Raw genomic sequence first — 23,720 nt, 5'->3', positions numbered from 1 at the left:
TCAATTCTTTTGCAATTGTCTATATCAACAACATGATTTTAGCATATGTATTTTGAAAAATCTTTTATGAAAATCTAAGTGTATCGTCCAAGAAAGATAGTTAGTAAGTAACATGTTTGACAATTGTGTGAAGTCTTATGTTAAGATTATGTTGAACAATTCTATTTCTATAAGGGGGAATTCTGATGAAAAAAAGAAAGTTTCTTTTGTTCACTGCTTTGATGCTGGTTCTTTCAATGGTACTGGCTGCATGTGGCGGCGGCGACTCTAAAGAAGAGGGCGGCGGAGAAGGAAAATCAGATGAAAAGCCAAAATACATGAGCATCCTTACTGGTGGGACAGGTGGTACATACTTCCCGTTGGGCGGATCATTTGCCAAAATTGTCTCTGATGCAACTGGGGTTAGCACAAACGCTGAAACAACAGGAGCTTCTGCAGAAAATATGCAGAGCATTAAAGACAATAAAGGTGAAATCGCCTTCACACAAACTGACATCGCTTCCTACGCAACTGAAGGAAAGCTAATGTTCGATGGAAACAAAATCGAAAATATCAAGGCAATCGGAACATTGTATCCTGAAACAATCCAAATCGTTACTACAGAAAAATCAGGAATCAAATCAGTAGAAGACCTTAAAGGCAAGAAAGTATCAATCGGTGCACCAGGTTCTGGTACAGCAGCGAATGCTGAACAAATCCTTGAAGTCTACGGTCTTTCACTGGATGATATCGAAAAGCAGGACTTGAGCTTTGATGAATCAGTAAACGGTATCAAAGATGGCAACATCGATGCTGCTTTCGTTACAGCTGGAACACCTACAGCGGCTGTAGAAGAACTTTCTGCAACGGAAAAGGTAGTTATTGTTCCTGTTGAAGCTGACAAAGCTGAGGAGCTTATCGAAAAGTATCCTTACTATGCTAAAGAAGTAGTACCTTCTGGAACATACAAATTAGGTTCAGAAGTGCCGACAGTGGCAGTTCTTGCGATGCTTGTTGTAAAGGCAGATCTTTCAGAGGATCTTGTCTATGACATCACTAAGTCAATCTTTGAAAATCTTGATCAGGTAACACACGCAAAAGCGAAGCAAATCAAGCTGGAAAATGCTCTGAACGGTGTTGGCATTGAAGTTCACGCAGGTGCCCAGAAGTACTATGATGAAAAAGGTATTAAGGCAGCTGAGTAAAAAGTAAGAAATAGGCCGGGCAGTGTCCCCGAGGACACGTCCGGTCAATTTATCTAAAAATGGCTTTTCACAAGGAAGGCCACATGGGTGAAAGCCCAGCCAGGATAGACCGAACTTCCAACCGGTCTATTTTTTACTGTAATGAAGAAAGTACTCCATCGGAGACATTGGACAGGCGAGGCTGCTGATATGAAAATAAACTGGATTAAATCAAAAATCTTCGTTCTGTTAACCCTCATCGTTTTTTTAGCAATTATCTCAATCAATATCCCTTACAAACAAGCTCTAGTTTTTCAAGCACCAGAAAGTAATGATATACTCTGCTATGTACCGATTAATACAGGGGAAGCCTTTAAGATAAAGTATAAGCATTCAATCCATCTGTCAGATGTGATAGAAAGCTACGAAGTGACCGAAAGCCATAAAATCAGGCAATACGAACTGGAGTATGAAGATTTTGCTATCGGTATGCCATCTGAAGTCGGAGATGGAGAGAACTTTGAAATGAAGGATGGCAAGTACTATATTACGAATATGAACAGGGAATTTTCGCATTTCGATATGAGGCTTGGCCAGGTCCGGGCAAACCATACCCTGATTTTTGAAGACATTACGTATCCGTTGTCCAAGGCGATTGAACCAGGGACAAGAGTACGGATAAAGATTGAGGAAATTAGTTTATTGAAGCAATTGGAAGGAGTGAATATCCTTGACGACAAATGAAGAATTGGTATCTCAAGAAAAACAACAAGAGCTTCTGGAGAAATATGATCCTGAAGCTGCAACTAGAAAATTGGCAGGTAAGATGGGATGGATTGTTTTCTTCGGACTTCTGGCTTTCTCAGTATTCCAGCTATACACATCCATATTTGGTGTCCTTACTGCCCAACTCCAGCGTTCGATTCACCTGGGATTCGCTCTAGCGCTTATTTTCTTGCTGTTTCCTTCAAGGAAGAAGAATCTTAAAGTAAAAAAGGTTGCATGGTACGACCTGCTATTGGCTCTGCTTGCTATTGCAGTTGGGGCCTATTGGCCAGTGATGATAGATGAACTCGTCAATCGTGTCGGGCGATTAACACCAACAGATTTCTACATTGGTATTGCCGCTATCCTGCTGGTACTGGAAGCGACACGAAGAACGGTCGGCTTGCCAATCACGGTTATTGCAGCTTTATTCATGGCTTATGCTCTTTTTGGACCTTATATGCCAGGCTTTTTGGCGCACAGAGGTCTTGATCTGGAATCTCTAGTCCAGACAATGTTCTTTACAACTGAGGGTATCCTGGGAACTCCACTGGGTGTTTCATCAACATTCATTTTCCTGTTCCTCTTGTTCGGTGCATTCCTGGTAAAAACGGGTGTTGGTCAATATTTCAATGATCTCGCTGTTGCTGTTGCAGGAAAAAGTACTGGAGGACCAGCGAAGGTAGCGATTTTTTCGAGTGCCCTCCAAGGAACAATCAGTGGAAGCTCAGTGGCTAACGTTGTGACATCGGGGTCATTTACGATTCCGATGATGAAAAAGCTTGGCTACCGCAAAGAATTCGCAGGTGCCGTAGAAGCAGCGGCATCAACAGGTGGACAGCTTATGCCTCCAATCATGGGAGCGGCAGCGTTCCTGATGGTTGAATTCATCGGCGGCGGAATTACTTACTGGGAAATTGCCAAGGCAGCTACAATCCCTGCGTTGTTATATTTCTCAGGTATATGGATTATGACTCATTTTGAAGCAAAAAGGATTGGTCTGCGAGGATTATCTGATGAAGAAATGCCTGACAGAAAAGAAGTCCTTAAAAAGATTTATCTTCTATTGCCTATCCTGATTGTTATTTTATTGATGGTAAGCGGAATGAGTATCATGCGTGCGGCCTTATGGTCGATTCTATCGACAATTGTCGTCAGTGCTTTCAGCAAAGAGACACGAATTGGTTTCAAAGATGCGATCGATGCACTTGTCGATGGAGCGCGGACTGCACTGGGAGTTGCGGCAGCTACAGCTGCAGCAGGTATCATTGTTGGTGTAGTTACTAAGACTGGTCTTGGACTAAAGCTTGCTAATGGCTTGCTTGATCTTTCTGGTGGTTACCTAATTCCTACTTTGATGCTTACTATGGTTGCCGCAATCGTTTTAGGTATGGGTTCGCCAACCACGGCTAACTATGTTATCACTTCAACAATTGCTGCACCGGCCATAATTCTGCTTGGTGTACCGGATTTATCAGCTCACTTATTTGTTTTCTATTTTGGTATTATTGCCGATATCACGCCTCCAGTTGCGTTGGCAGCATTCGCGGCGGCAGGAGTTTCCGGTGGCGAACCCCTGCGTACCGGAGTGAATTCGGCCAAGCTGGCGATAGCGGCATTTATCATCCCTTATATGTTCGTGTTATCTCCTGAACTTCTTATGATCGATACAACCTGGACAGAATTAATTTGGGTGGTATTCTCGGCCATTTCTGGTATGCTGGCCATTGGAGCAGGGGTCATTGGTTACTGGTTAAGGAAATTGCAATGGTGGGAAAGAGTGCTGGGAATCGTAGGCGGTATTATGCTGATTTATCCAGAAGGAATGTCGGATATAATCGGTCTCGGTCTTTTTGTACTGCTTGTTGCACTTCAATTGATTATTAAAGATAAAGATTCAGTGAAACCAAAGCCAGCAAATTAATGAACGGGAAAAGGAGTCCTTTTACAGGGCTTCTTTTTTTTAGCTTGATCTAAGCAGTTTGCGTCTTTCAGGCATAACAGAAAGTATATTTTCCTTTTTGAACAGGCGATCTGCGTTTCTGAGAAAACAGAAGGCTTTAAAATAACGTTCATGCAATTCTTTTACAATAATCCTCCGCTGGGTAATCTGGTTATTTGCAGCCAGATAGATCATCTCCACAGGAAGGTTTTCTCTAAGTGATTTTTCAAGAATGATATTCATGCGCTCTCACTCCTTTGATTTCTATTTATATTATACCCGAACACTAGTTCTTTATTCAATCTTTTTAGAACATTTGTTCGTAAAAATTTAAAGGGATATATGGTATTATTTAGAGGGGTGTAAATATGGAAAACGAATTGCTTAAGGTGTTTAATCAACAGGGAAATTATACTGGTACTGCTACGAGGTCGGAAGTTCATAAATCAGGACATTGGCATGAAACCTTTCATTGCTGGTTTACCGAGAGGAAAGACAATGAAGAATTTCTTTTCTTCCAAGTCCGCAGTTCAGCTAAAAAAGACTATCCTAATTTGTTGGATATTACCGCAGCGGGACATATTCTTGCTGATGAAAGTCCAGTGGATGGCTTAAGAGAAGTGAAAGAGGAGCTTGGGATTGACCTAGGCTTGGAGGATTTGCATTCGTTAGGAATGATCAAAGATTCATTGAACAGTCCTGGATTTATCGACAACGAATTATGCCATGTGTTTTTGTATGAACAACCTCAACCTTTCGAAAATTACAGTCTGCAAAGAGAAGAGGTATCGGGTATCATGATGGCGAGCCTTACTGAATTTGAAAATCTTTGGTTTGGCAGGAAAAAGAAAATAAAAGTTGAAGGTTTCCTGGTGAACGATGGTCAAGGAAAGAAATCACATAGCATGCTTGTGACAAAAAAAGATTTTGTCCCACATGAAGATACATATATTGAAAGTGTTATAAAGGCAATTAAAAAATTATAGATTAGGTTATTTTTACTTGAAAATTATATTGACATTCCTATTAATCCAGTATATATTAGTAAATGTCCTCACTACGTTGGACAATGCTAAAACGATTCCTTAGCTCAGCTGGGAGAGCGCTACCTTGACAGGGTAGAGGTCGCTGGTTCGAACCCAGTAGGAATCATACTGAAAAGCTTCAATCCTTTTCTTAAGGATTGAAGCTTTTTTTGTTCTTTCACTTTTCACATCAAATTCGGCGGTATTTGCTCACTGCGCAAGACGGCAGGTGGTGTATTAAAAATATAAGGAGGGGCTGGTTTAAGTTTTGGCTTTGGCCCAAATGGAGCTGGGTTTTGAACGTACTGGAATGTGCCGAGACCGTCCATGCTAGGTCCGCTTGCCCATCTCCCGGCCGCACTTTCATCTCCCTCTGAAAGATTAAACAGCACGTAGGAAACTTCCTGTTTTTCCAGATGTTTCGGGAAGGTGCTTGGAACCACTACATTTTCTTTTGCTTCTAACTCTTTTATAGCCGCGATCCACTGATTTTGGTGCATCGTGTCTCTTGCCAGCAGCCAGGAAAGCATATCTCTTACTCCACGGTCCGTCGTTTCATAGTATAGTCTTGCTACCTGGAGCCTTCCTTGGGACTCAGCATTAAGGTTAGCCCTGAAGTCGGCCAGAAGATTGCCGCTTGCAGCGATGTAATCTGCAGTCCAACGGTTTCCTACACTATCGGCGGGCATGGCGCCCAATCCTGATACGATGACATGCTGTGGATTCATTCCGCCTAAGATGGCATTCATTACCGGATCCTTTGCGGCTTCTTCCTGTGCGCCAACAGGTGCGCCATCTAAAAGCCTTGCTATCATGGTGGACAGCATTTCAATATGGGCCAGTTCTTCTGTCCCGGTATCCATCAAGAGATCGCGATACTTTCCATCACCTCGAGTATTCCATCCCTGGAATAGATATTGCATTGCAACAGAAATTTCCCCGAATTGTCCTCCTAGAACTTCTTGAAGCTTTTTTGCATAAACAGGGTCTGGTCTTTCTGGTTTTGCTTGATATTGTAATTTTTTTATGTGGTAAAACATCTTATGCCTCCCCAAAACAATTTTGCACTCCACTTTTATGATATGGGTAATTCAATATTAGGTAACTTGCCCCTGCCAAAGACATGGTGAATCACTGAGGCTGTCATTCTTGAATGAATAGCTCATTTATTGAATAAAACTGCAATAGAATGGAAAAGGACCTGTTTATCATTCTTTTCATTTTTGCATTAATCTTCATACCTAATCCAAAAAGAAATAGGGGGGATGACCGATATTCTTTTTTAATAGAAAAGTAAAGTCGCCAATTGAAGTGATCCAAGAAACATTGAAAAGAAGGCAAAAAGTAAGTTTGGCTAATAACCCCTCAGAGGAAGAGATAAAAATCATTCGCGAGATACAGCAGAAGACTAAAGAACTAAACCTGAATAATATCACTAGAACGAAAGCGTATCTGGATTATTATAAAAAACATCCGGAAATCCACTGGGCATTCCTGGCCCATATGGTCTCGCGCAATGGCGGTTGGAGCATGACGGATTTGAAAGCTGAGCTTTTAGCAAGGCTGTTATCTAAAAGGGAAAAAAGTTCCTATTTTTCTTTCCTAGAACGAGGGAATTGGCTGATTTTCCAGGATGCCTATCCACAGCTGCTGCTTTACGAAGAAAGTCTCAAAAGGAAAGAACCGCTATTCAGGCTGCTTCCCCACTTAAATGTATCAATCTTTAGCGAGACGATCTGGGATTATTACTGGAGTTCTTCCAATTCATCTCTACTCACATTCGGGCTGATTATCAATGAACAGAATTATATCGAAAATAGAGTCATCCAGAATCAGATATATATCAAAGATGTTTTCAGTACCCTGGAGTTTGAATTACAGGATCTATTATCCTTTAATCAAATTCTTTTCCCCTATAATGATTACGGTTTGACTAAATTGGCCGGACAGACAGTAAATCAGTTTGAATCAATGCATGAAAGAATCCAATTAGGAAAAAGATTGTATGCCATTCTTTTTGATAAAGAGGTATTGAAAAAAGTGGAGGAGTGGGCCGTGGCCCACCCACATACTGGTTCACGAAAAGATTACTGGCCGCATATTTTTAATGATGTACACGAAGGAATGCCTGGGCTTAAATATCAAATGAAATTGAGTTCCTGCAAGCTTAAATCTGGAGCAAGAAGAATCTATAGCCCGACACTTGAAAATGTATGGAAAAACGTTAAACACCAGGAAGCTGAAAAGGGCGAGTGGTTTAGTGATTTTATAGTATTAGAGTATCTTAGAGACATAGAGGGACCATCAGTTGGCAATATTGAATATGATTACTGTCATACACTTGAAAAGCTGGAACTTGCTGCTTTTGCCAAGAAGATTATTTCTATTTTAGATTAGAGAGAGGTTTATCAATAGGAAGTAATGGATTATTTTTCTAGACGAATCATAAAACATTGTATTATAGTAGAGATGACAATTGGAGAATAGGAAATGTAGGGGAGCCGGTGTTGCCGGCTGAGATAGTGTCCATAGATGCTGACCCTTTAACCTGATCTGGTTAGTACCAGCGTAGGGAACATCTTCTGATAGACGTTTTTTCGTTTATTATGGATTTATTCATGCGCTTGGGATTCCCTGAGCGCATTTTTTATTTTATCAAACTTACTTATCCTTCTTTTCCGCCTTCATTGTCAAAAAAATAGAGAAGAGGGGAATAAATGAAGAAGTTATTAATCTTGTTTTCTGCATTTTTATTAGTCTGGAGTCTGGCTGCTTGTGCTTCGAGCCAGTCATCCGTGGAAAAGGAAGGCGCATTGAAGAAGGTTTCAATTGTGCTTGATTGGACGCCGAATACAAACCATACGGGAATCTATGTTGCTAAAGAAAAAGGTTATTTCAAGAAGCACGGTTTGGACGTAAATATCATACTTCCGGGAGAAGCAGGAGCTGACCAGCTAGTGGCGTCAGGAAAGTCGGAATTCGGAGTAAGCTACCAGGAAGGAATCACGCAGGCGAGAATTCAGGGGATTCCGCTTGTTTCACTGGCGGCTGTTATTCAGCATAATACTTCAGGATTTGCCTCGCCTAAGGCCAAAAATATAGTTTCACCAAAAGACTTTGAAGGCAAAACCTATGGCGGCTGGGGGTCGCCAATTGAAAAAGCTGTAATCAATTCATTAATGAAACAAGAAAATGCCGATGTGGAGAAAGTGAAAATAATTAATATGGGAGACTCAGACTTTTTCACAGCCGTGAATCGTGATATTGATTTTGCCTGGATTTATTATGGGTGGACGGGAGTCGAGGCGGAAATTCGTAATGAACCTATCAATATGGTGTATTTAACAGATTACTCAGAGAAACTGGACTACTACACACCAGTCATTACTACAAATGAAAAAATGATCAAGGATGCCCCGGGTACAGTCAAAGCATTCATGGCTGCGCTTACTGAGGGATATGAATTTACGATAGAGCACCCAGCTGACAGTGCGGATATTTTGATTAAGGCGGTACCTGATTTGGATGAAGAGCTGGTGAAGAGAAGTCAGGAATGGCTTTCCCCTAAGTACCAGGATGACGCTGAGCGATGGGGAGAGCAAAAGCTGGAGATTTGGGAGAATTACAGTGAATGGATGTTCGATAATGGCCTGCTTGAGAAGGAATTAGAAGCTGACAAAGCTTTTACAAATGAGTTTTTACCGAAGAGGGGGAATTAATGATGGCAACAGCGTTAGTAAGTGTACAAATTATTCCTAAGGCTTCTTCTACCGAGGAGGTCATTGGATTGGTTGATGAGGCAATCAAAATCATTGATTCGTCTGGTGTAAATTATGAAGTCCATCCGCTCGAGACAACAATGGAGGGCGAGCTGGAGCACCTGTTGGCTGTGATTGCTGAGATGAATAAGAAAATAATTGAGCTCGGATCTCCAAACGTGATCTCTCAGGTGAAAATCCTGTATCAGCCAGAAGGGATCACGATGGGCCGACTGACGGAGAAATATCGCTGATGAAAACGTTATGGAATAAAGGATGGAGACCATTTCTGGTTCTCCTCCTTTTCTTCTTATTTTGGGAAGGCATTACTCATTTTCAGGAGATCCCTGCATGGCTGCTGCCTGCTCCTTCTGTCATTTTTAAGGAAGCGATTTCCAGTTACCCATTATTTTTGCAAGATATAGGAGCAACCTTGAAGCTGGCAATTACGGGGCTATTGCTGGGGTCAGCAACAGGATTTTTGATCGCTATGATCCTTCACTTAATACCTTCTTTGCGTAACGCATTCTATCCTTTGCTGATCTTATCGCAAAATGTACCGATCATTGTTTTGGCTCCTCTGTTAGTCATTTGGTTTGGTTTCGGTTTTTTTCCGAAGTTGATTATTATTATTTTAGTCTGTTTTTTCCCAGTTACGATTGCATCATTGGATGGCTTCAGCAATGTTCCCCGCGAACTTATGCATTACATGAGGATGTCAGGTGCCACCAGGTTTCAGACATTTGCGAAGCTGGAGCTCCCTAATGCTCTGTCACCTATGTTTTCGGGATTGAAAATAGCAGCGACGTATAGTGTGATGGGGGCCGTTATTTCCGAATGGCTGGGGGCCGAAAAAGGGATTGGTGTATTCATGACACTAGCATCGTCAGCCTTCAGGACAGATCGGGTATTTATTGCCATTTTCATTATTATCTTTTTCAGTATGCTGCTCTACAGCATTATTGTGATGATTGAAAAGAATGTGATTAAATGGAAGGTCAAAGGTGAGGAATGATGGAAGCAAAAATCAGACTTGAAAATGTCACCAAATTCTTTAAAGACACAGGGTTAGTGCTTGATGATATTACATTGCATGTGAATGATGGCGAATTTGTTTCGATTATTGGTCCTTCTGGCAGTGGGAAAAGCACCATTTTTCAATGTATTGGCGGCTTGATTCAACCTGAAAAAGGAGAATTGTTCCTGGATCATCGGAAAATTAACGGAGAAACAGGAAATATTGCGTATATGCCCCAGCAGAATTCGCTTCTGCCCTGGAGGACGGTAACAGATAATGTCTTGCTGGGCCAGGAACTATTCAATAAGCCTGATAAACAAGAAGCTCAAAAATGGTTAAGGAAAATAAACTTATCAGACTATCAGGATGTTTATCCACACCAGCTTTCTGGAGGGATGAAGCAAAGAGTGGCTTTTTTAAGGGCGCTTCTTAGCCCACAGTCAGTTTTGCTGCTCGATGAGCCATTTTCTGCACTGGATGAGTTCACACGATTTGATATGCAGAAATGGCTGTTATCGATTTGGGAAGAGAAGCAGAAGTCAGTTCTGTTTATTACCCATAATATTGAAGAGGCGATCTTTTTATCTGACCGGATCTATCTTTTATCTAATAGACCAGCTAAAATCATTCGGGAGATCGAAGTATCTTTTAAGAGGCCGCGAACAGATACTTTGCTATTGGAAAGTGAGTTTCTCGAGCTAAAGAGGGAAATATACAGCGATTTGAAGGCGGGTGGGCTGCATGAAAGTGTTTGATGCTCATATTCATTTCGATAAATATAAAGAAAGTCATCAAAATCAAATTATTAATAGTTTAATGGAAAACCAAGTAGAAGGGTTAATAACTGTCTCGATGAATCTTTTATCTTGCAAAGAAAATCTGAGGTTGGCTGATCACAATCCAAATATTCATCCTGCCTTTGGCTACCATCCCGAACAGCCTTTGCCGACCGATAATGAAATAGCAGAACTGTTGAATTGGATTGAAGCAAATCAGGAAAAAATGGTTGCGGTCGGAGAAGTTGGGCTGCCCTATTATCTGCGCAAAAATGAAAGAGGCAGCAGGTTTGCCTATCAGAGTTATGTGGAGGTTTTGGAGCAGTTTATTTTGCTGGCTAAGCGGCTTAATAAACCAATCATCCTGCATGCAATATATGATGATGCATCTTTTGTTTGTGACTTGTTGGAAAAGCACAATATAAGTAAGGCGCATTTTCATTGGTTTAAAGGTAATCAAGAAACAATGGAAAGAATGGCGCAGAATGGGTATTTAATATCGTTTACACCGGATATTCTTTATGAAGAAGAAACCAGAGGGGCTGCAGAATTCTATCCTTTGCATTTGATCATGGCGGAAACGGATGGTCCCTGGCCATTTGAAGGGATTTTTCAGGACAAGCTGACTCAGCCTTCAATGGTGCACCATGTGGTCAGGCAAATTGCCGCCATTAAGAAAGTCAGGGTTGAAGATGTGTACAACAGTTTGTACAACCAGGTGAAAAGCTTCTATCAAATATAATATCAACGAAAGGATAGGCTGCTCCTATCCTTTCGTTGATATCAGGGCAATTGCCGTTGACAGAATCAGGGATGATGTAAGTGCTGTCCGTGGTCTTTCTTTAAATGTAAGTTATTTAACCAGTCATCCCCAAGAAGACTTCCAGAATACAGGTAGATGATAAACAATGTAAAAATAAGGACTGGTTTTATGATATATTTTTTTGATTTCATGGATGTTTGAGTTATTGGGAGTATTTTGAAAAGGAATAAGCTGGCTGCTGAAATCGTTAAGAAGATGTTAATCAAGATCAGGGATTTTTCAGGCAGCAGCATTTCTCCAAGCATTGCCCCCATCATTCCGCCCATAATACCGGACATAAGACCTTCGATTGCTGCAGCAGAACTGAATAAAGCACCTGTCATGGTGCCAACTGCTGCTCCTAATAGCATTGATATAATGGTAGAAAGAAATAAATCACCGCGAAAAACAGTTCCGAATAAGACTCCACTAGTCAATCCAATATTCATGGCGAGAAACATTGAAATAATCATTCCATTCATGCCTGTCAATCGATCTCTGTTACGAAGGATAAGCATAATCGAAAGCATAACTGTAACGGCGAGGCTAAAAAGAATATAAGCATTAAATATAATCATCGCAAGCCTCCTTTTCACCATCATATGAAAAGCAAGGACAAACCATTACTGCGTTTTTGGGTGGATTTTCTTCGGAAATGTTACCATTTCAATTGGTTTTGTTTACTGCGGTATCCTCAGGGTAGAAAAATAGTAGATGGAGATCATCTAATTCGAACTCAGGAGGGATCATTAAATGAATAAGAATAAAGCTCCTAACAAAGGGTTGAATACGGAACAGAACAATGGCTTGACTGATACTCAGGAAGTGCTTTATGCAAGAGAATTTTCTCGTGCAGTCAAGGCGGAAAATAAGTACAGAGAAGAAAACGGAAATAAAGGTAAATAGATAGGCAAAAAGATGGCTTTCAGGCCATCTTTTCTATTTCCGTGACTCTATGTTTAGGCCAAAATGTGACGGGTATTGGTTGTATGTAGGCAAAATCACACACATTGTTAAATGGTAAATTGCCATTTTGGTATACAAGTCTTAGTTTAAAGAATCTTAATTTTAAGAATCTCAGCTTTGAGATTTTGTATGCCGCATCAAAAAAGCATCACGCTCAATCATTGAATCCTGAATGAGCATAAAAACTTGAATGGAGGTAATAGTCTATGGAAAAGACAATCGTAGGTGGAGTATTCAGAAATACAGACGAAGCAGTTGGGGCGATTAGAAGACTTAAGGAAATGGGATTTGAATCGCACGACTTATCGATCTTTGCAAAAGACAACGATAAGCTGGAAAACATCGAAGACCAAACGGATGTCGATGTAATTGAAAATGATTCGGATCGCGGTAAAAATGCTGGCAAGGGTGCCGGAATTGGCGCCGGGACTGGTGGCGTTCTTGGAGGAATAGCTGGTCTGATTGCCGAAATCGGCCTGCTTTCAATTCCTGGAATTGGTGTCCTTGCTGCTGCTGGTCCGCTTGCAACAACACTAAGCGGTGCGGCAATTGGCGCTGCAGGAGGCGGCATTGTGGGTGCATTGACAGGTGCAGGAGTAACAGAAGATGACGCTAAGGAATATGAGAGGTACTTAAAGGGTGGCAATATCCTTGTGTTAGTCGAAGTGGATGAGGAAAGAAGAGAAGAAATCCATACTACTTTTAGAGATTCTAATTCATTGAACACTGATATGTATGTGACTTCCTAAACTGGAGGGCAAGAGGCATTCCTTTGGATAGGAATGCCTCTTTCTATGGATATAGCGACATTAGAAAAAAGTACCTGTTCCAGTAGGACAGGTACGATTCAATGAAGAAGTTATCCGGTAAGTTTTGGCCATTCATTGTAACGAATAACGTGGTAAATAGCCAGCCCGTCGCTATAATTTCCGTTGCCATAATCAACTGGAATCAGTGAAAAGGTTGCCAGCCAGACAGAAAAATAGGAATAGCGTACAAATAGCGTATGGGGCTCTAAAATGTCTTGTGAGATGAGGATGTTAAGCACGAGCACTGATCCAAGATTAAAAATGATTCCACCTGCATGGACAAGGAAATGAGTTAATCGATTATTCCATTTAAGGTGCTCATACTCGCTAAAAGCGTCCAGAAAATACATACTGTTTAAACTGAATGGTCCCTTTTTGAAAATTCTTTTTCCGCGCCCCAGGGAGAAACTGAATTCCCCTCCAAATATCCATGCGAAGAAGGAATGCCCCAATTCATGAATTAGTGAAACTATTGGATAAATAAATAACAGTGCTAGAAGAAAGCCGATAAAGTCTGAAAAGCCGAACATGATTAGAGACCTCCTATTCTTAAAAGTTTTTTTATAATCAATGTACAGATTTTACCCATGGGCTAGTAATCTAAACGAACATAAAAGTTGAAATATATTACACATTTTCATATTATCTTCAACTTTTTACACAAATAGACAAGTCACCCAAATTTTAATCTGGAAAGGACTGGTGTTGTCACAAAGCAATTAATCGTACAAAAACGCCGTTACGGCGTTTTTGTTGATGTTAAGGAAATTATAAAGTTATTTAGGTGTGGATAACTGCCTGTGGTTTTCTTATTCCAGCTCCAGCGCCTAGCCCCTCGAGTCGCTTGTCTAGTGTCGCCTCCTAGAAACTCCGAAACTTCAACTCCGCCGGCAGAAGCAAAAAGCGCTTCTTTGTCGGAGTCTCCAGTTTCTGCGTTTCTGGACAGTCGGCTATGCATTTCGATTTCGAGCCGCCCATTGAAGTCAAAGAACGACTTCATTGGTCGTCCCTCCGAGGCACAGGACGTGCTAGACCCGCCAGCCACACGATGTGGCGTTTCAGGCGGGCAGCGCTTGTCGGGGCTGAACGAGGCGCTTGCGCTTTTTGTTCTTAATGCAAAAGAATAAATTGAAAAACCGCCTATACCCTTCCTGGAAGAACGAATAGGATAATACAGAATAGATAAAGGCAGGAGGGGAAAATATGTCGCGTGAAAAAGGCAAGGTTATTCATGTAGATAAGCTGACAATTCATGCAAAAGAAGTTGAGATCATCCAGGAAAGCCGCAGGGATCACCGGAGGGGCAGAAGACATCCATTTGATTTCTTTGGTCATGGAAGAAGAGCAGGGGATGAACTTGGGAAAGACAAACACATTGAGGAAGAAAGCAGTTCGGATGAGCGAAAGAATGAGAGACACAGAGGGCCAAGGTGGCTTTAGAAAACGTTAGAGTTTAATTTCATTATTCTTTCATTCAGGAAATGCTATTAAAAATGGCTTTCCTGTTTCTTTGTTTTGAAAAAATTGAACCTAATTACCAACAGAAACTTCATTATTAAATACAAACAGCTTGCAGAGGTTAAAATCTGCAAGCTGTTTTCATATGTAAAGAAATTTATAAAGTTTATTTAGGTGTGGATAACTGCATGTGTTTTTCTTAATCCAGCTTCAGCGCCTAACCCCTCGAGTCGCTTGTCTAGCTGCGGCTCCTAACTCCTCGAGACGTTTCGGTCCTGCCAATGAAGTCAAAGAGCGACTTCACTGTCAGGTCCTCCAACGCTTGTCGGAGTTGGTTGGGCAGTCGCCTCCGCTTTTCGAATTGTCTAGTGTCGCCTCCTAGAAACTCCGAAACTTCAACTCCGCCGGCAGAAGCAAAAAGCGCTTCTTTGTCGGAGTCTCCAGTTTCTGCGTTTCTGGACAGTCGGCTATGCATTTCGATTTCGAGCAACCCATTGAAGTCAAAGAACGACTTCATTGGGTTGCCCTCCAGCGCTTGTCGGGGCTGAACGAGGCGCTTGCGCTTTTTGTTCAATCTTATGCTGGTGCGTCAAGTTGATCATCCTCAATTCGTTTTTCATGGTGTTCGACGTCTTTTCTGGCGTTGAAGCGATCAGCTTTTTCCAGTGTGACTGTGATGTTGTAGTCCGGGATACCTGCGAATTTTTCATAGCGTCCCCTTGGAAGCAGGAAGTTACCTTCTGGAAAATGAACCTGAACGTTGCCGCGTGAAATGTCTACGAATTTAGCTCTGCCCTGGAAGACACCGAATCCGTTGTATAGAACAATTCCTTCACCTTCGGCAATGCTAAGGTCCTGTGCGTCTTCTGCATTCATCAGCACATCATAGCGTCCAGCGCCGTTAAGAGGATCGACTTCATTGTAGACCATGGAGTTGAATTGCTTTCCCCGGCGGGAGGTAACGATGAATTGTCCTTCCTTTTTACCGAGTTCAGGGATATCAACTGTTATCAGCTTTCCTTTTCCATCTGAAGTAGGGCAGATTCCATCTTCACATAACCAGGCTCCGCCCCACTGGAACACATCTCCTGCTTTTTTTAGATGTTGTATTCCATCATAATTAGGATTCGCCAGTGCGATTTCATTCCGTATCTCCTGTGCATCTTTAAAATCAACCAAATGCGCAGTTTCAGGCTTGATCCGCTTGGCTAAATCAATGTAGATTTTCCATTCAGCACGAGCTTCTTCAACCTGATTCTTATTGCCTTCGATTTCAGGGCTAAAATAAACCATACGCTCAGTTGAAGTGGATGTTCCGCCGCCTTCCTGTTCATAACGAGTCTTCGCTGGAAGGACAATGACGGCTTCTTTTGCATCAACAAGGGTAGAAGTATTCAGGATGATGTCCTGATGAACACGAATCTCGAGTTCAGACAATGCTTTTTCCACAAAATGTGGGTCTGGCATCGTTTCAAGGAAATTGCCTCCAGATAAGTAATACATTTTGATTTTGCGTTCATGCTCTTCAGGAAGAAGAATATTTTCGAGAGTCACTCCGACGATGTCACCTTGCCAGTCCGGAAGTTCGAACCCCCAAAGATTCTCAATTCGCTTAATATTTTCCCCGTAAAAATCTCCGCCAGGAAGAACGAAAGGATCTGCACCCATTTCACCGCTTCCTTGAACAGAGGAGTGTCCGCGGAAAGGCATCAGGCCTGCGTACTTTCGTCCAAGGTGTCCCCGAAGCAAGGCAAGGTTCGCCACTTGTGAAATATTGTCTGTTGCGAACGAATGCATCGTCAAACCAAGTGCCCATGCATAAACGGCATTCTTGCTGTTAGCGAGCAGTTCCGCCAACTCGATAATGCGTTCTTTAGAAATGCCAGAAGATGCGATAATATCTTCCCATTCTTGCTCCTGGACCTTCGCTTTCAATTCCTCAAATCCATTCACATGCTTTTGAACAAATACATGATTGATGGCTGAGCCGTGCCTGATTTCCTCCATCTCAAACCAATGCTTCATGATCCCATGCATGAAAGCAATGTCACCGCCAATATTGACCTGGTAAAAATCATCGGCGATTTTTGTGCCAAAAAGAGCGGATTCTGGATTAGAAGGAATCCAGTATTCATCCATTGCAGGTTCCTTATATGGATTGACGACGATGATTTTTGTTCCCTTTTTCTTTGCTTCCAGCATATATTTCGACGAAACCGGTGAACTGTTTGATGCTACGCTGCCCCAGAACAACAAGACATCAGTGCCTATCCAGTCCTGGTAATTTGAAGTGGAAGCCCCAACGCCAATCGAGCGTTTTAAAGCTGTTTTTGAAGGCGAATGGCAAATCCGGCTTGCATTGTCAATATTGTTCGTACCAAGAAAGCGGGAGACTTTTCCGGCTACATAGTAAGATTCGTTTGTAATCCCGCGGCTAGTCAGGTAAAAAGCGTACTGTTTCGGATCCAGCTTTTTCGCTTTCTCTGCAATCATATCCATTGCATCATCCCAGGTAATGCGGGAGAACTTCCGCTCACCCTTTCGGCGGATCATTGGATAGGGGATACGTCCCAGTTTGCGCAGCTGGGTGCTGTCATATTTTCGTAGTTCATCTATATCAGAATGGAGAATTTCAGGCTTTATTGCCCCGGCAGTATTCAGTCTGAGGACATTCAATCTTGTCGTACAAATATGCGGGCCTGTCAAAGTCTGGTCTTTCAAACCAGAGACACCTAAGGCACAACCATCACATACTCCTTTGGTCAGGATGTTGGTCGCATAACCAAAGTTATCCCGATTGTCCCAAAGTGTCTTCATCGTATCTCTTATATGTTTCGGCTTCACCTTGCCAAGCCCGAAAGGAATCGGGCTTACCCAGTGCTCTGGTGCAGGCATTGCCGCTTTTTTCTGTGGTCCTGGATGTTTTGTTTTACCCAATTTTAAACACTCCCATTTATAACAATCTTTAAGTCTATAAAAAAACCACCGTAAACCTGAAGCCGATGGTCCAGGTTTTAACGGTGGTTAGTCTTTAGCAGGTTCGCTGCCAAGTGCCATACCTTATAAGTTACAGAATTTTTCTTGAATGTCCTCCTCAAAAACAAAGATGGACATTCCAAAATCACGATCGATATCTATATCTACAAAAAGTTCTACCAACTTGCAGCCGAGAAACTCTTCCATTTCCATTGGAGGATTCTTTCGGTACATTTCTTTAACCATTTCCGTTCTAGCTGCCCTAAGTGCCTGTTTCCCTTCATTGGCGGAAGCAATGAATTTCTCTACAGGTGAAAGGTTTCCTTCCATTTCACAGATGGCCCATTTCTTACAGAAGGTAGTGGTTATTTTGCTTGGTCCTTTGCCCATATGCTTTTTCCGAAAAGACCGGACCAGGTTGCTGAATTCTGCCTCGTATTTATTCATATTATCCTCCTGTCATCTATACAGGTTTTAAGACGATAGGTATTTTACCATATTGAGAGGCAATTACAAAGCATTAACCAGCTAGTCTTTCATTAGCTTCATTTTGTTTTCGCAGTTTATTGATGTCACGGCGGATTAAAATGGACACCGCCAGCGCAACAACGAACAATCCGCTGAAGAACGTTAAGCTGGTTGCGTAGCTTCCTGTAGTGTCTTTCATCCAGGCTGCGAACATTGGTCCAGCCAATCCTGCAGCTGCCCATGCAGTCAGGATATATCCGTGAATCGCACCGAGCTGTTTTGTTCCAAATATGTCACCGATGAATGCTGGGATGGCCGCAAAACCGCCGCCGTACATTGTGTAAACTACCGCAAGCATAACCTGGAATAGAAAAGCTTCTTTCGTATGCGGCAACAGCATGAATAATACAATCTGTGTCGCGAAGAAAATCGTATATGTGTTAGGACGGCCGATATAGTCAGATATCGAAGCCCAGGCGATCCGGCCAAATCCGTTGAATAAACCTAAAACTCCAACCAATGCCGCTGCCTCTGCAGTAGTTAAGCCAATACTTTCTTCAGCTAACGGTTTTGCAGCTGAGAGGATCGCGATACCGCAAGTAACGTTGATGAAGAGCATGATCCATAAATAGTAAAAACGTGAAGTCTTTATTGCTTCATTGGCTGTCAGCTGGGAAAGATCTTTCTTGACTTTCACTTTTCCAGACTCTGTTTTTTCCTTGAATCCTTTTGGAGCCCAATCAACTGGTGGCTTTTCAAGGTACAGGGATGATAGTGTCATAATAATAAAATAAGCTGCGCCCAGAATGTAAAATGTATTGGCAGTACCTACAGATTTAATCAGGGTGTCCATAATTGGGCTGCTGATCGCTGCCGCAAAACCGAACCCCATGATGGCAAGTCCTGTGGCAAGTCCGCGTCTGTCTGGGAACCATTTTACCAAAGTGGAAACCGGGGCTATGTAACCGACTCCCAGGCCTATTCCGCCTAAAACACCATAAGTAATATACAATAATGGCAATGAACCGAGATTCACAGCTAGTCCTGATCCTAAAATACCTGCTCCGAAAAAGGCTGCTGCCAGGAGTCCTGCTTTTCTTGGACCATGTTTTTCAACAAAATGCCCGAGGAAGGCTGCTGATAATCCTAAAAATAAAATGGCAAGGCTGAATGTAAACTGTACTTGCTTGGAAGTCCAGCCGAACTCCTCGATTAATGGGTTTGTAAAGTTGCTCCAGGCATATACAGACCCAATGGAAATGTGGATTCCCACTGCTGAGGCTGCAATAAGCCATCGATTCTTCGTTTTTTTCATGCTTTTACCCCTTTACTTTGTTTGTTTTTCCATATAACCAATGACCGCAACAATGAAGTAGATGGAATCTCTTAAACTTCAAAGATCTTGATTCCAAGCTCGATATGTATACTGTTGTTGTTCCTGGTTCTTTCCCGAGAAACAGAAAACCGCCAATCTTTCCAAGCCCGAACTAAAAAATCAGGGCTTTAATAGAAAAATTGACGGTTAGTACTAAGCAGGATTCGCTACTTACGGACCAACAGTTAATCGCTTACAATTCCTATTACACCTTAACCGACGACAGGATCGCTATCTCGAATCAAAATGTGACAGAATAGTGAACTTCGAAAAAATTTTATCATCTTAGAACTGTAGATGCAATACATTTTAGGTTGCTAAATCAATTTTACACTATGGGTGTGTTGTAAATTTTTCTTGAGAAAAAGAAAAGATTGTGTTTAGATTTTAAGTATTCTCAAATTCTTATAAATTCAGGTGAAGACTATGTTAGAAAACATGAGTGATAAATATACGATAACGAAATATCAGGACGGACAATTCCTGGATGTAGAGGATGTCATCGTAAATGAATTCCCATTGACCATTTATGTAAATGACATGGAGTTTGCCACAATGGTTTGCACTCCTACACATTTTGAGGAAATGGTTGTCGGTTTTCTGGCATCCGAAGGGGTAATCCGTTCCTACAATGACATCCATTCACTTAGCATCGATGAAAGCAGAGGCTATGCATACGTTATGCTAAAAGTGAGCATGACAACAAATCAGGAGTATTATTCAAAACGCTTTATTGGTTCCTGCTGCGGAAAGAGCCGTCAATTTTATTTTCATAATGATGCCCGGACAGCGAAAACCTCGATGTCCAATACAACCATTTCAGCGACTCAGAGCATTGCCCTGATGAACCAGATGCAAAACAGCTCTCAAGTGTTTCTTGAAACTGGAGGAGTACATAATGCAGCTCTTTGTTCCCCTGATGAAATGATTGCGGTTCGCACGGATATTGGAAGACATAATGCACTGGATAAGTTATATGGATATAGCATTTTGAATAGGGTGCCTGTAAGAAATAAAATCATTGTATTTAGTGGCAGGATTTCTTCAGAAGTATTATTGAAAGCGGCGAAAATTGGGGTAGGAATCGTCCTGTCCAAATCAGCGCCTACAGATCTTGCTATTAAACTGGCAAAGGACTTAAATATAACTGCAGTAGGTTTTATCCGTGGAAAATCTTTTAATGTGTATTCCTGTCCAGAAAGAATTGTTGATTAAACCTTTTGTTATAAGCTATATAAATTGAACAAATTTCATTTTTGATAATTAGTATTAATTTCATGAGTTGTTTAATAGACCAAACATACTAAAAGCCAGGGGCCATTTATGGATTCTGGCTTTTTCTAGTATAATGTCTTTTTTTCACGGACATTGTCACACAAGGAAGAATCAGGAGTATCTTAGAGGATTCAGAGGGAAAAGGGAGGCTCGGCAGGCTCAGTGGACGAGAACAAAGAATATCACATGATTTGTTAAATTATCAGATTATTTGGATTTTGATTGAATATTACAAGATTGTTACAATTATTGTTATAACGCATTTTTATATTTTAGGCGTAATATTCGGTAAAATAGGAAATTTGAATGAATTCTAACAATACTAGTTTACCGTTCTTGAAAAGCGGGTATAAGTACTTTGGGTAGAATGTTACGGTTTTTTATAACTGGGTTATAAGGACCGTTTAACAGAATAAATATTAAAGAAAGTAAGATTATGAGGGGGAGTTTTAAACAGTGAAGAAAATTTTATCATTATTCATTATTATGGTGACCATGACAGGTCTCCTGGCTGCTTGCGGCAGCGATGAAAAAGCATCCGGCGATGGCGGCATGAAATTGGCCGAGGATGGCAAGTTCACTTTTGCATCATCTGGAGAATTCAAACCATTCAGCGTAACAGATGGAGCAGGCAAGATGACCGGGTTCGACATCGATGTTGCCGAAGCAGTGGCAAAGGAATTGGGTCTTGAACCAAACCAGAAAAAATTTAAGTTTGCCAGTATCGTAGAAGGTGTCAAGTCAGGCAGATTCGATGCAGCTGTTGCCAGCCATACAATTAATGATGATCGTAAAAAACATGTAGATTTTTCTACTCCATACTACTATTCAGGACCGCAAATTTTTGTACGACCTGACAGCGATTTAGAGAAACTTGCTGATTTAGAAGGATTGGAAATTGCAGTTTCTAAAGGTTCTACTTATGCAAAGACTGCTGAAGATGTGACAGATAATATTGTGCTTTATGACAGTGACGTAACTGCTTTAGAAGCGTTGGCCAATGGAAGGCACGACGCTGTTATAACGGACTTTATTACAGGGAAAGAAGCAATTGGTGCTGGCCTTGAAATTGAAGGCAAAGAGCTCCTTGGCCGAAGCGAGCAGGCAATTGCCATAGCCCAAGACAACGACGAATTACTGGAGAAAGTCAACGAGGCATTGGAAACTTTAAGAGAAAATGGAACGTTGAAGGAAATCAGTGAAAAATATTTCGGTGAAGACATAACGGCTAAACCGGAGTAATAAGTTGTCATCTGGAGCGAATGTGCGGTATAACTGCACATTCGTTTCTGCTTAAAAATGATATTTACCAAAAACGATAAACGATAAAAGAGCCCACAGGGAGTTGAATGAATTTTGCCAAGTCTATCGCATGTTATAGAAGTCTTTTTTGACACGTATGATATATTCCTCAAAGGCATGCTGCTTACATTGCAAGTTACAGCAGTCTCGATTTTGATTGCTATTTTCATAGGGTTATTTTTTGCCTTCCTCAAAATATCAGGTATTAAAGTTTTGGAATGGATTGCAAATGCCTATATCTATTTGGTCAGAGGTACACCTTTGATCGTCCAAATCTTCATATTCTACTTTGGAATGACCAATTTAAACATCTCTGCTTTCTGGTCTGTAGCCCTTGGGCTGGCCTTTCATAACGGTGCCTATATAGCAGAAATCTTCAGGGGAACCATCCAATCAATTGACAAGGGACAAATGGAAGCTGGTCGTTCGCTTGGAATGAGCAGGGTCCTTACAATGCGGAGAATTATCCTCCCACAAGCATTCCGTCGTGCCTTGCCTCCACTTGGGAATCAATTCATCATTGGCCTCAAGGATTCTTCACTAGCAGCATTCATTGGAATGTATGAATTATTCAATGTCGCGACAACAAAAGGGGCAAACGATTTTGACAATATGACTTACTTGCTCATCGTTGCTGTGTACTATCTATTCCTTGTTTACTTGATATCTGCTTTGGTTGGACTACTTGAGAAGAAACTTTCGGTAAGTGATTAAGGGGGAATTTGTTTTGGACGGAAGAGATATGATCAATGTTAAGAAACTGAATAAATCATTTGGCGACCTTCACGTATTGAAGGACGTTGATATAAATGTAAAAGAAAGTGACGTTGTCTGCCTGATAGGAGCAAGTGGCTCAGGTAAAAGTACTTTGCTGCGATGCCTGAACTTCCTGGAAATTAAAGATAATGGCCAAATCATCATTGAAGGTGAAGAAGTAAATGCAGATTCGCATGACCTGAACGAAGTGCGCCAGAAAATTGGTATGGTTTTTCAGCACTTTAACCTATTTCCTCATAAAAATGTGATTGAGAATATTATCGAGGCGCCAATGCATGTAAAAGGGATCAGCAAATCACAGGCGATCAAGGAAGCAAGAGAACTGCTAGATAAGGTTGGCCTGGCGGATAAAGAAAAAGTTTATCCATCCAAGCTTTCTGGCGGCCAGAAACAGCGAGTGGCAATTGCGAGAGCGCTGGCGATGAAGCCAGATATCATGCTGTTCGATGAACCGACATCAGCACTCGACCCCGAGCTGGTTGGAGAAGTACTGGCAACAATGAAGGAGCTGGCAGAAGAGGGCATGACCATGGTAGTCGTGACACATGAAATGGGCTTTGCGCGCGAGGTAGCTGATTGGGTTGTCTATATGCACGGAGGCCGGATTGTAGAAGTTGGCCACCCGGATGAAATCTTTGATAATCCTGTCGAAGAACGTACACGAGAGTTTTTAAGCAAAACCTTTTAAACGTTTATAAAATTATTTAGCGGTGGATAAGTAATCTAGCTCCAGCACCTGGCCCCTCGAGACGCCTGTCTAGCTGCGGCTCCTAACTCCTCGAGACGCTTCAGTCCTGCCAATGAAGTCAAAGAACGACTTCACTGTCAGGCCCTCCAGCGCTTGTCGGAGTTGGGCAGTCGCCTCCGCTTTTCGAATTGTCTAGTTTCGCCTCCTAGAAACTCCGAAACTTCAACTCCGCCGGCAGAAGCAAAAAGCGCTTCTTTGTCGGAGTCTCCAGTTTCTGCGTTTCTGGGCAGTCGGCTATACTTTTCGATTTCGGTCCGCCCAATGAAGTCAAAGAACGACTTCACTGTCAGGCCCTCCAGCGCTTGTCGGGGCTGACC

27 protein-coding genes, 1 tRNA gene and 1 riboswitch are annotated in these 23,720 nt (G+C 41.8%); of the genes, 18 read left to right on the top strand and 10 right to left on the bottom strand.

The window, feature by feature from the left end:
* Positions 1–185: 185 nt before the first annotated feature.
* The 3 genes from J7E32_RS21285 to J7E32_RS21275 all read left to right on the top strand — a co-directional run bounded on the left by J7E32_RS21285 (position 186) and on the right by J7E32_RS21275 (position 3,852).
* Positions 186–1,184, top strand: a complete 999-nt coding sequence (locus tag J7E32_RS21285) for a TAXI family TRAP transporter solute-binding subunit (protein ID WP_214911526.1) — start codon at positions 186–188, stop codon at positions 1,182–1,184.
* Positions 1,185–1,325: 141 nt separating this feature from the next.
* Complete coding sequence (locus J7E32_RS21280) at positions 1,326–1,907, top strand: DUF1850 domain-containing protein (protein WP_286183676.1); 582 nt, start codon at positions 1,326–1,328, stop codon at positions 1,905–1,907.
* The gene (locus tag J7E32_RS21275; protein ID WP_214911524.1) at positions 1,894–3,852 is read left to right on the top strand and encodes a TRAP transporter permease; all 1,959 of its coding nucleotides are present in this window, start codon (positions 1,894–1,896) and stop codon (positions 3,850–3,852) included. The genes J7E32_RS21280 and J7E32_RS21275 overlap by 14 nt, the downstream gene beginning before the upstream one ends.
* Before the next feature lie 39 nt (positions 3,853–3,891).
* Here J7E32_RS21275 and J7E32_RS21270 read toward each other — a convergent pair whose 3' ends face one another.
* Entirely contained in the window at positions 3,892–4,113 is a 222-nt protein-coding gene (locus J7E32_RS21270) for a hypothetical protein (RefSeq protein WP_214911522.1), read from the bottom strand.
* Between the two features lie 125 nt (positions 4,114–4,238).
* On the opposite strand from J7E32_RS21270, the gene J7E32_RS21265 reads away from it, so the two are divergent.
* Both J7E32_RS21265 and J7E32_RS21260 read left to right on the top strand, forming a co-directional pair.
* Positions 4,239–4,856 carry an NUDIX hydrolase gene (locus J7E32_RS21265; protein ID WP_214911520.1) on the top strand — a complete coding sequence of 206 codons (618 nt, stop codon included), beginning with the start codon at positions 4,239–4,241 and terminating at the stop codon, positions 4,854–4,856.
* Positions 4,857–4,949: 93 nt separating this feature from the next.
* Positions 4,950–5,022, top strand: a tRNA-Val gene (locus J7E32_RS21260).
* Positions 5,023–5,080: 58 nt separating this feature from the next.
* Here J7E32_RS21260 and J7E32_RS21255 read toward each other — a convergent pair.
* Positions 5,081–5,935, bottom strand: a complete 855-nt coding sequence (locus tag J7E32_RS21255) for a manganese catalase (protein ID WP_214911518.1) — start codon at positions 5,933–5,935, stop codon at positions 5,081–5,083.
* A 271-nt stretch (positions 5,936–6,206) separates the two neighbouring features.
* On the opposite strand from J7E32_RS21255, the gene J7E32_RS21250 reads away from it, so the two are divergent.
* The 6 genes from J7E32_RS21250 (at position 6,207) to J7E32_RS21225 (ending at position 11,189) form a co-directional block, all read left to right on the top strand.
* Positions 6,207–7,292: a DUF2515 domain-containing protein gene (locus tag J7E32_RS21250; protein ID WP_353654093.1), complete on the top strand. Its 1,086-nt coding sequence runs from the start codon at positions 6,207–6,209 to the stop codon at positions 7,290–7,292.
* 87 nt (positions 7,293–7,379) lie between these two features.
* A riboswitch (TPP riboswitch) is annotated at positions 7,380–7,487 on the top strand.
* Between the two features lie 125 nt (positions 7,488–7,612).
* Positions 7,613–8,614 (top strand): ABC transporter substrate-binding protein, encoded by a 1,002-nt coding sequence (locus J7E32_RS21245; protein ID WP_214911516.1) that lies wholly within the window; start codon positions 7,613–7,615, stop codon positions 8,612–8,614.
* Between the two features lie 2 nt (positions 8,615–8,616).
* Positions 8,617–8,907, top strand: a complete 291-nt coding sequence (locus J7E32_RS21240) for a thiamine-binding protein (RefSeq protein ID WP_214911581.1) — start codon at positions 8,617–8,619, stop codon at positions 8,905–8,907.
* Positions 8,907–9,668, top strand: coding sequence for an ABC transporter permease (locus tag J7E32_RS21235; RefSeq protein ID WP_214911514.1), 762 nt, complete (start codon positions 8,907–8,909; stop codon positions 9,666–9,668). Before J7E32_RS21240 ends, J7E32_RS21235 begins: the two co-directional genes overlap by 1 nt.
* Positions 9,665–10,426 (top strand): ABC transporter ATP-binding protein, encoded by a 762-nt coding sequence (locus tag J7E32_RS21230; RefSeq protein WP_353654092.1) that lies wholly within the window; start codon positions 9,665–9,667, stop codon positions 10,424–10,426. The genes J7E32_RS21235 and J7E32_RS21230 overlap by 4 nt, the downstream gene beginning before the upstream one ends.
* Entirely contained in the window at positions 10,413–11,189 is a 777-nt protein-coding gene (locus J7E32_RS21225; protein WP_214911512.1) for a TatD family hydrolase, read from the top strand. Before J7E32_RS21230 ends, J7E32_RS21225 begins: the two co-directional genes overlap by 14 nt.
* Positions 11,190–11,254: 65 nt before the next feature.
* Here J7E32_RS21225 and J7E32_RS21220 read toward each other — a convergent pair whose 3' ends face one another.
* A complete protein-coding gene (locus J7E32_RS21220; RefSeq protein ID WP_214911510.1) occupies positions 11,255–11,827 on the bottom strand; it encodes a hypothetical protein in 573 nt (190 codons plus the stop codon).
* A gap of 175 nt (positions 11,828–12,002) precedes the next feature.
* Between J7E32_RS21220 and J7E32_RS21215 the strand changes: the two genes are divergently transcribed.
* Both J7E32_RS21215 and J7E32_RS21210 read left to right on the top strand, forming a co-directional pair.
* Positions 12,003–12,155 carry a YfhE family protein gene (locus tag J7E32_RS21215; RefSeq protein WP_214911508.1) on the top strand — a complete coding sequence of 51 codons (153 nt, stop codon included), beginning with the start codon at positions 12,003–12,005 and terminating at the stop codon, positions 12,153–12,155.
* 266 nt (positions 12,156–12,421) lie between these two features.
* Positions 12,422–12,964, top strand: a complete 543-nt coding sequence (locus tag J7E32_RS21210; protein ID WP_214911506.1) for a general stress protein — start codon at positions 12,422–12,424, stop codon at positions 12,962–12,964.
* Positions 12,965–13,074: 110 nt separating this feature from the next.
* On the opposite strand, the gene J7E32_RS21205 is transcribed toward J7E32_RS21210, so the two are convergent.
* Positions 13,075–13,554 (bottom strand): hypothetical protein, encoded by a 480-nt coding sequence (locus tag J7E32_RS21205; RefSeq protein WP_214911504.1) that lies wholly within the window; start codon positions 13,552–13,554, stop codon positions 13,075–13,077.
* Positions 13,555–13,763: 209 nt separating this feature from the next.
* On the bottom strand, positions 13,764–14,024 hold the full coding sequence (locus tag J7E32_RS21200; protein WP_214911502.1) for a hypothetical protein: 261 nt from the start codon (positions 14,022–14,024) through the stop codon (positions 13,764–13,766).
* Between the two features lie 203 nt (positions 14,025–14,227).
* Between J7E32_RS21200 and J7E32_RS21195 the strand changes: the two genes are divergently transcribed.
* On the top strand, positions 14,228–14,464 hold the full coding sequence (locus J7E32_RS21195) for a hypothetical protein (RefSeq protein ID WP_214911500.1): 237 nt from the start codon (positions 14,228–14,230) through the stop codon (positions 14,462–14,464).
* 256 nt (positions 14,465–14,720) lie between these two features.
* Here J7E32_RS21195 and J7E32_RS21190 read toward each other — a convergent pair whose 3' ends face one another.
* The 4 genes from J7E32_RS21190 to J7E32_RS21175 all read right to left on the bottom strand — a co-directional run bounded on the left by J7E32_RS21190 (position 14,721) and on the right by J7E32_RS21175 (position 19,241).
* Positions 14,721–14,999 (bottom strand): hypothetical protein, encoded by a 279-nt coding sequence (locus J7E32_RS21190; protein ID WP_214911498.1) that lies wholly within the window; start codon positions 14,997–14,999, stop codon positions 14,721–14,723.
* A 59-nt stretch (positions 15,000–15,058) separates the two neighbouring features.
* Entirely contained in the window at positions 15,059–17,419 is a 2,361-nt protein-coding gene (locus tag J7E32_RS21185) for an FdhF/YdeP family oxidoreductase (RefSeq protein WP_214911497.1), read from the bottom strand.
* A 123-nt stretch (positions 17,420–17,542) separates the two neighbouring features.
* The gene (locus J7E32_RS21180) at positions 17,543–17,905 is read right to left on the bottom strand and encodes a Na-translocating system protein MpsC family protein (protein WP_214911494.1); all 363 of its coding nucleotides are present in this window, start codon (positions 17,903–17,905) and stop codon (positions 17,543–17,545) included.
* Between the two features lie 73 nt (positions 17,906–17,978).
* A complete protein-coding gene (locus J7E32_RS21175) occupies positions 17,979–19,241 on the bottom strand; it encodes an L-lactate MFS transporter (RefSeq protein ID WP_214911492.1) in 1,263 nt (420 codons plus the stop codon).
* Between the two features lie 498 nt (positions 19,242–19,739).
* Between J7E32_RS21175 and fdhD the strand changes: the two genes are divergently transcribed.
* The 4 genes from fdhD to J7E32_RS21155 all read left to right on the top strand — a co-directional run bounded on the left by fdhD (position 19,740) and on the right by J7E32_RS21155 (position 23,343).
* Positions 19,740–20,516: a formate dehydrogenase accessory sulfurtransferase FdhD gene (fdhD, locus tag J7E32_RS21170; protein WP_483297626.1), complete on the top strand. Its 777-nt coding sequence runs from the start codon at positions 19,740–19,742 to the stop codon at positions 20,514–20,516.
* A 516-nt stretch (positions 20,517–21,032) separates the two neighbouring features.
* Positions 21,033–21,818 (top strand): transporter substrate-binding domain-containing protein, encoded by a 786-nt coding sequence (locus J7E32_RS21165; protein WP_353654091.1) that lies wholly within the window; start codon positions 21,033–21,035, stop codon positions 21,816–21,818.
* A 114-nt stretch (positions 21,819–21,932) separates the two neighbouring features.
* Entirely contained in the window at positions 21,933–22,592 is a 660-nt protein-coding gene (locus J7E32_RS21160) for an amino acid ABC transporter permease (protein ID WP_041968211.1), read from the top strand.
* A 28-nt stretch (positions 22,593–22,620) separates the two neighbouring features.
* Positions 22,621–23,343: an amino acid ABC transporter ATP-binding protein gene (locus J7E32_RS21155; RefSeq protein ID WP_214911575.1), complete on the top strand. Its 723-nt coding sequence runs from the start codon at positions 22,621–22,623 to the stop codon at positions 23,341–23,343.
* A 137-nt stretch (positions 23,344–23,480) separates the two neighbouring features.
* On the opposite strand, the gene J7E32_RS21150 is transcribed toward J7E32_RS21155, so the two are convergent.
* Positions 23,481–23,720, bottom strand: a 240-nt coding sequence (locus tag J7E32_RS21150) for a hypothetical protein (protein WP_214911488.1), incomplete at its 5' end; no start/stop codon positions are given.

Source organism: Bacillus sp. ISL-55 (genome assembly GCF_018613155.1).
Taxonomy (GTDB): domain Bacteria; phylum Bacillota; class Bacilli; order Bacillales; family Cytobacillaceae; genus Mesobacillus.
This window is presented reverse-complemented; position numbering and strand designations above follow the sequence as displayed.

Excerpts from the sequence above, each read along its gene's own strand:
- J7E32_RS21235 (WP_214911514.1), top strand. The coding sequence starts at position 8,907 with ATGAAAACGTTATGGAATAAAGGATGGAGACCATTTCTGGTTCTCCTC.
- J7E32_RS21175 (WP_214911492.1), bottom strand. The coding sequence starts at position 19,241 with ATGAAAAAAACGAAGAATCGATGGCTTATTGCAGCCTCAGCAGTGGGA.
- J7E32_RS21265 (WP_214911520.1), top strand. The coding sequence starts at position 4,239 with ATGGAAAACGAATTGCTTAAGGTGTTTAATCAACAGGGAAATTATACT.
- J7E32_RS21200 (WP_214911502.1), bottom strand. The coding sequence starts at position 14,024 with ATGAAGTCGTTCTTTGACTTCAATGGGCGGCTCGAAATCGAAATGCAT.
- J7E32_RS21205 (WP_214911504.1), bottom strand. The coding sequence starts at position 13,554 with ATGTTCGGCTTTTCAGACTTTATCGGCTTTCTTCTAGCACTGTTATTT.
- J7E32_RS21195 (WP_214911500.1), top strand. The coding sequence starts at position 14,228 with ATGTCGCGTGAAAAAGGCAAGGTTATTCATGTAGATAAGCTGACAATT.
- fdhD (WP_483297626.1), top strand. The coding sequence starts at position 19,740 with ATGAGTGATAAATATACGATAACGAAATATCAGGACGGACAATTCCTG.
- J7E32_RS21155 (WP_214911575.1), top strand. The coding sequence starts at position 22,621 with ATGATCAATGTTAAGAAACTGAATAAATCATTTGGCGACCTTCACGTA.
- J7E32_RS21215 (WP_214911508.1), top strand. The coding sequence starts at position 12,003 with ATGAATAAGAATAAAGCTCCTAACAAAGGGTTGAATACGGAACAGAAC.
- J7E32_RS21270 (WP_214911522.1), bottom strand. The coding sequence starts at position 4,113 with ATGAATATCATTCTTGAAAAATCACTTAGAGAAAACCTTCCTGTGGAG.
- J7E32_RS21220 (WP_214911510.1), bottom strand. The coding sequence starts at position 11,827 with ATGATTATATTTAATGCTTATATTCTTTTTAGCCTCGCCGTTACAGTT.
- J7E32_RS21285 (WP_214911526.1), top strand. The coding sequence starts at position 186 with ATGAAAAAAAGAAAGTTTCTTTTGTTCACTGCTTTGATGCTGGTTCTT.
- J7E32_RS21255 (WP_214911518.1), bottom strand. The coding sequence starts at position 5,935 with ATGTTTTACCACATAAAAAAATTACAATATCAAGCAAAACCAGAAAGA.
- J7E32_RS21280 (WP_286183676.1), top strand. The coding sequence starts at position 1,326 with ATGAAGAAAGTACTCCATCGGAGACATTGGACAGGCGAGGCTGCTGAT.
- J7E32_RS21225 (WP_214911512.1), top strand. The coding sequence starts at position 10,413 with ATGAAAGTGTTTGATGCTCATATTCATTTCGATAAATATAAAGAAAGT.
- J7E32_RS21190 (WP_214911498.1), bottom strand. The coding sequence starts at position 14,999 with ATGAAGTCGTTCTTTGACTTCAATGGGTTGCTCGAAATCGAAATGCAT.
- J7E32_RS21245 (WP_214911516.1), top strand. The coding sequence starts at position 7,613 with ATGAAGAAGTTATTAATCTTGTTTTCTGCATTTTTATTAGTCTGGAGT.
- J7E32_RS21230 (WP_353654092.1), top strand. The coding sequence starts at position 9,665 with ATGATGGAAGCAAAAATCAGACTTGAAAATGTCACCAAATTCTTTAAA.
- J7E32_RS21180 (WP_214911494.1), bottom strand. The coding sequence starts at position 17,905 with ATGAATAAATACGAGGCAGAATTCAGCAACCTGGTCCGGTCTTTTCGG.
- J7E32_RS21240 (WP_214911581.1), top strand. The coding sequence starts at position 8,617 with ATGGCAACAGCGTTAGTAAGTGTACAAATTATTCCTAAGGCTTCTTCT.
- J7E32_RS21210 (WP_214911506.1), top strand. The coding sequence starts at position 12,422 with ATGGAAAAGACAATCGTAGGTGGAGTATTCAGAAATACAGACGAAGCA.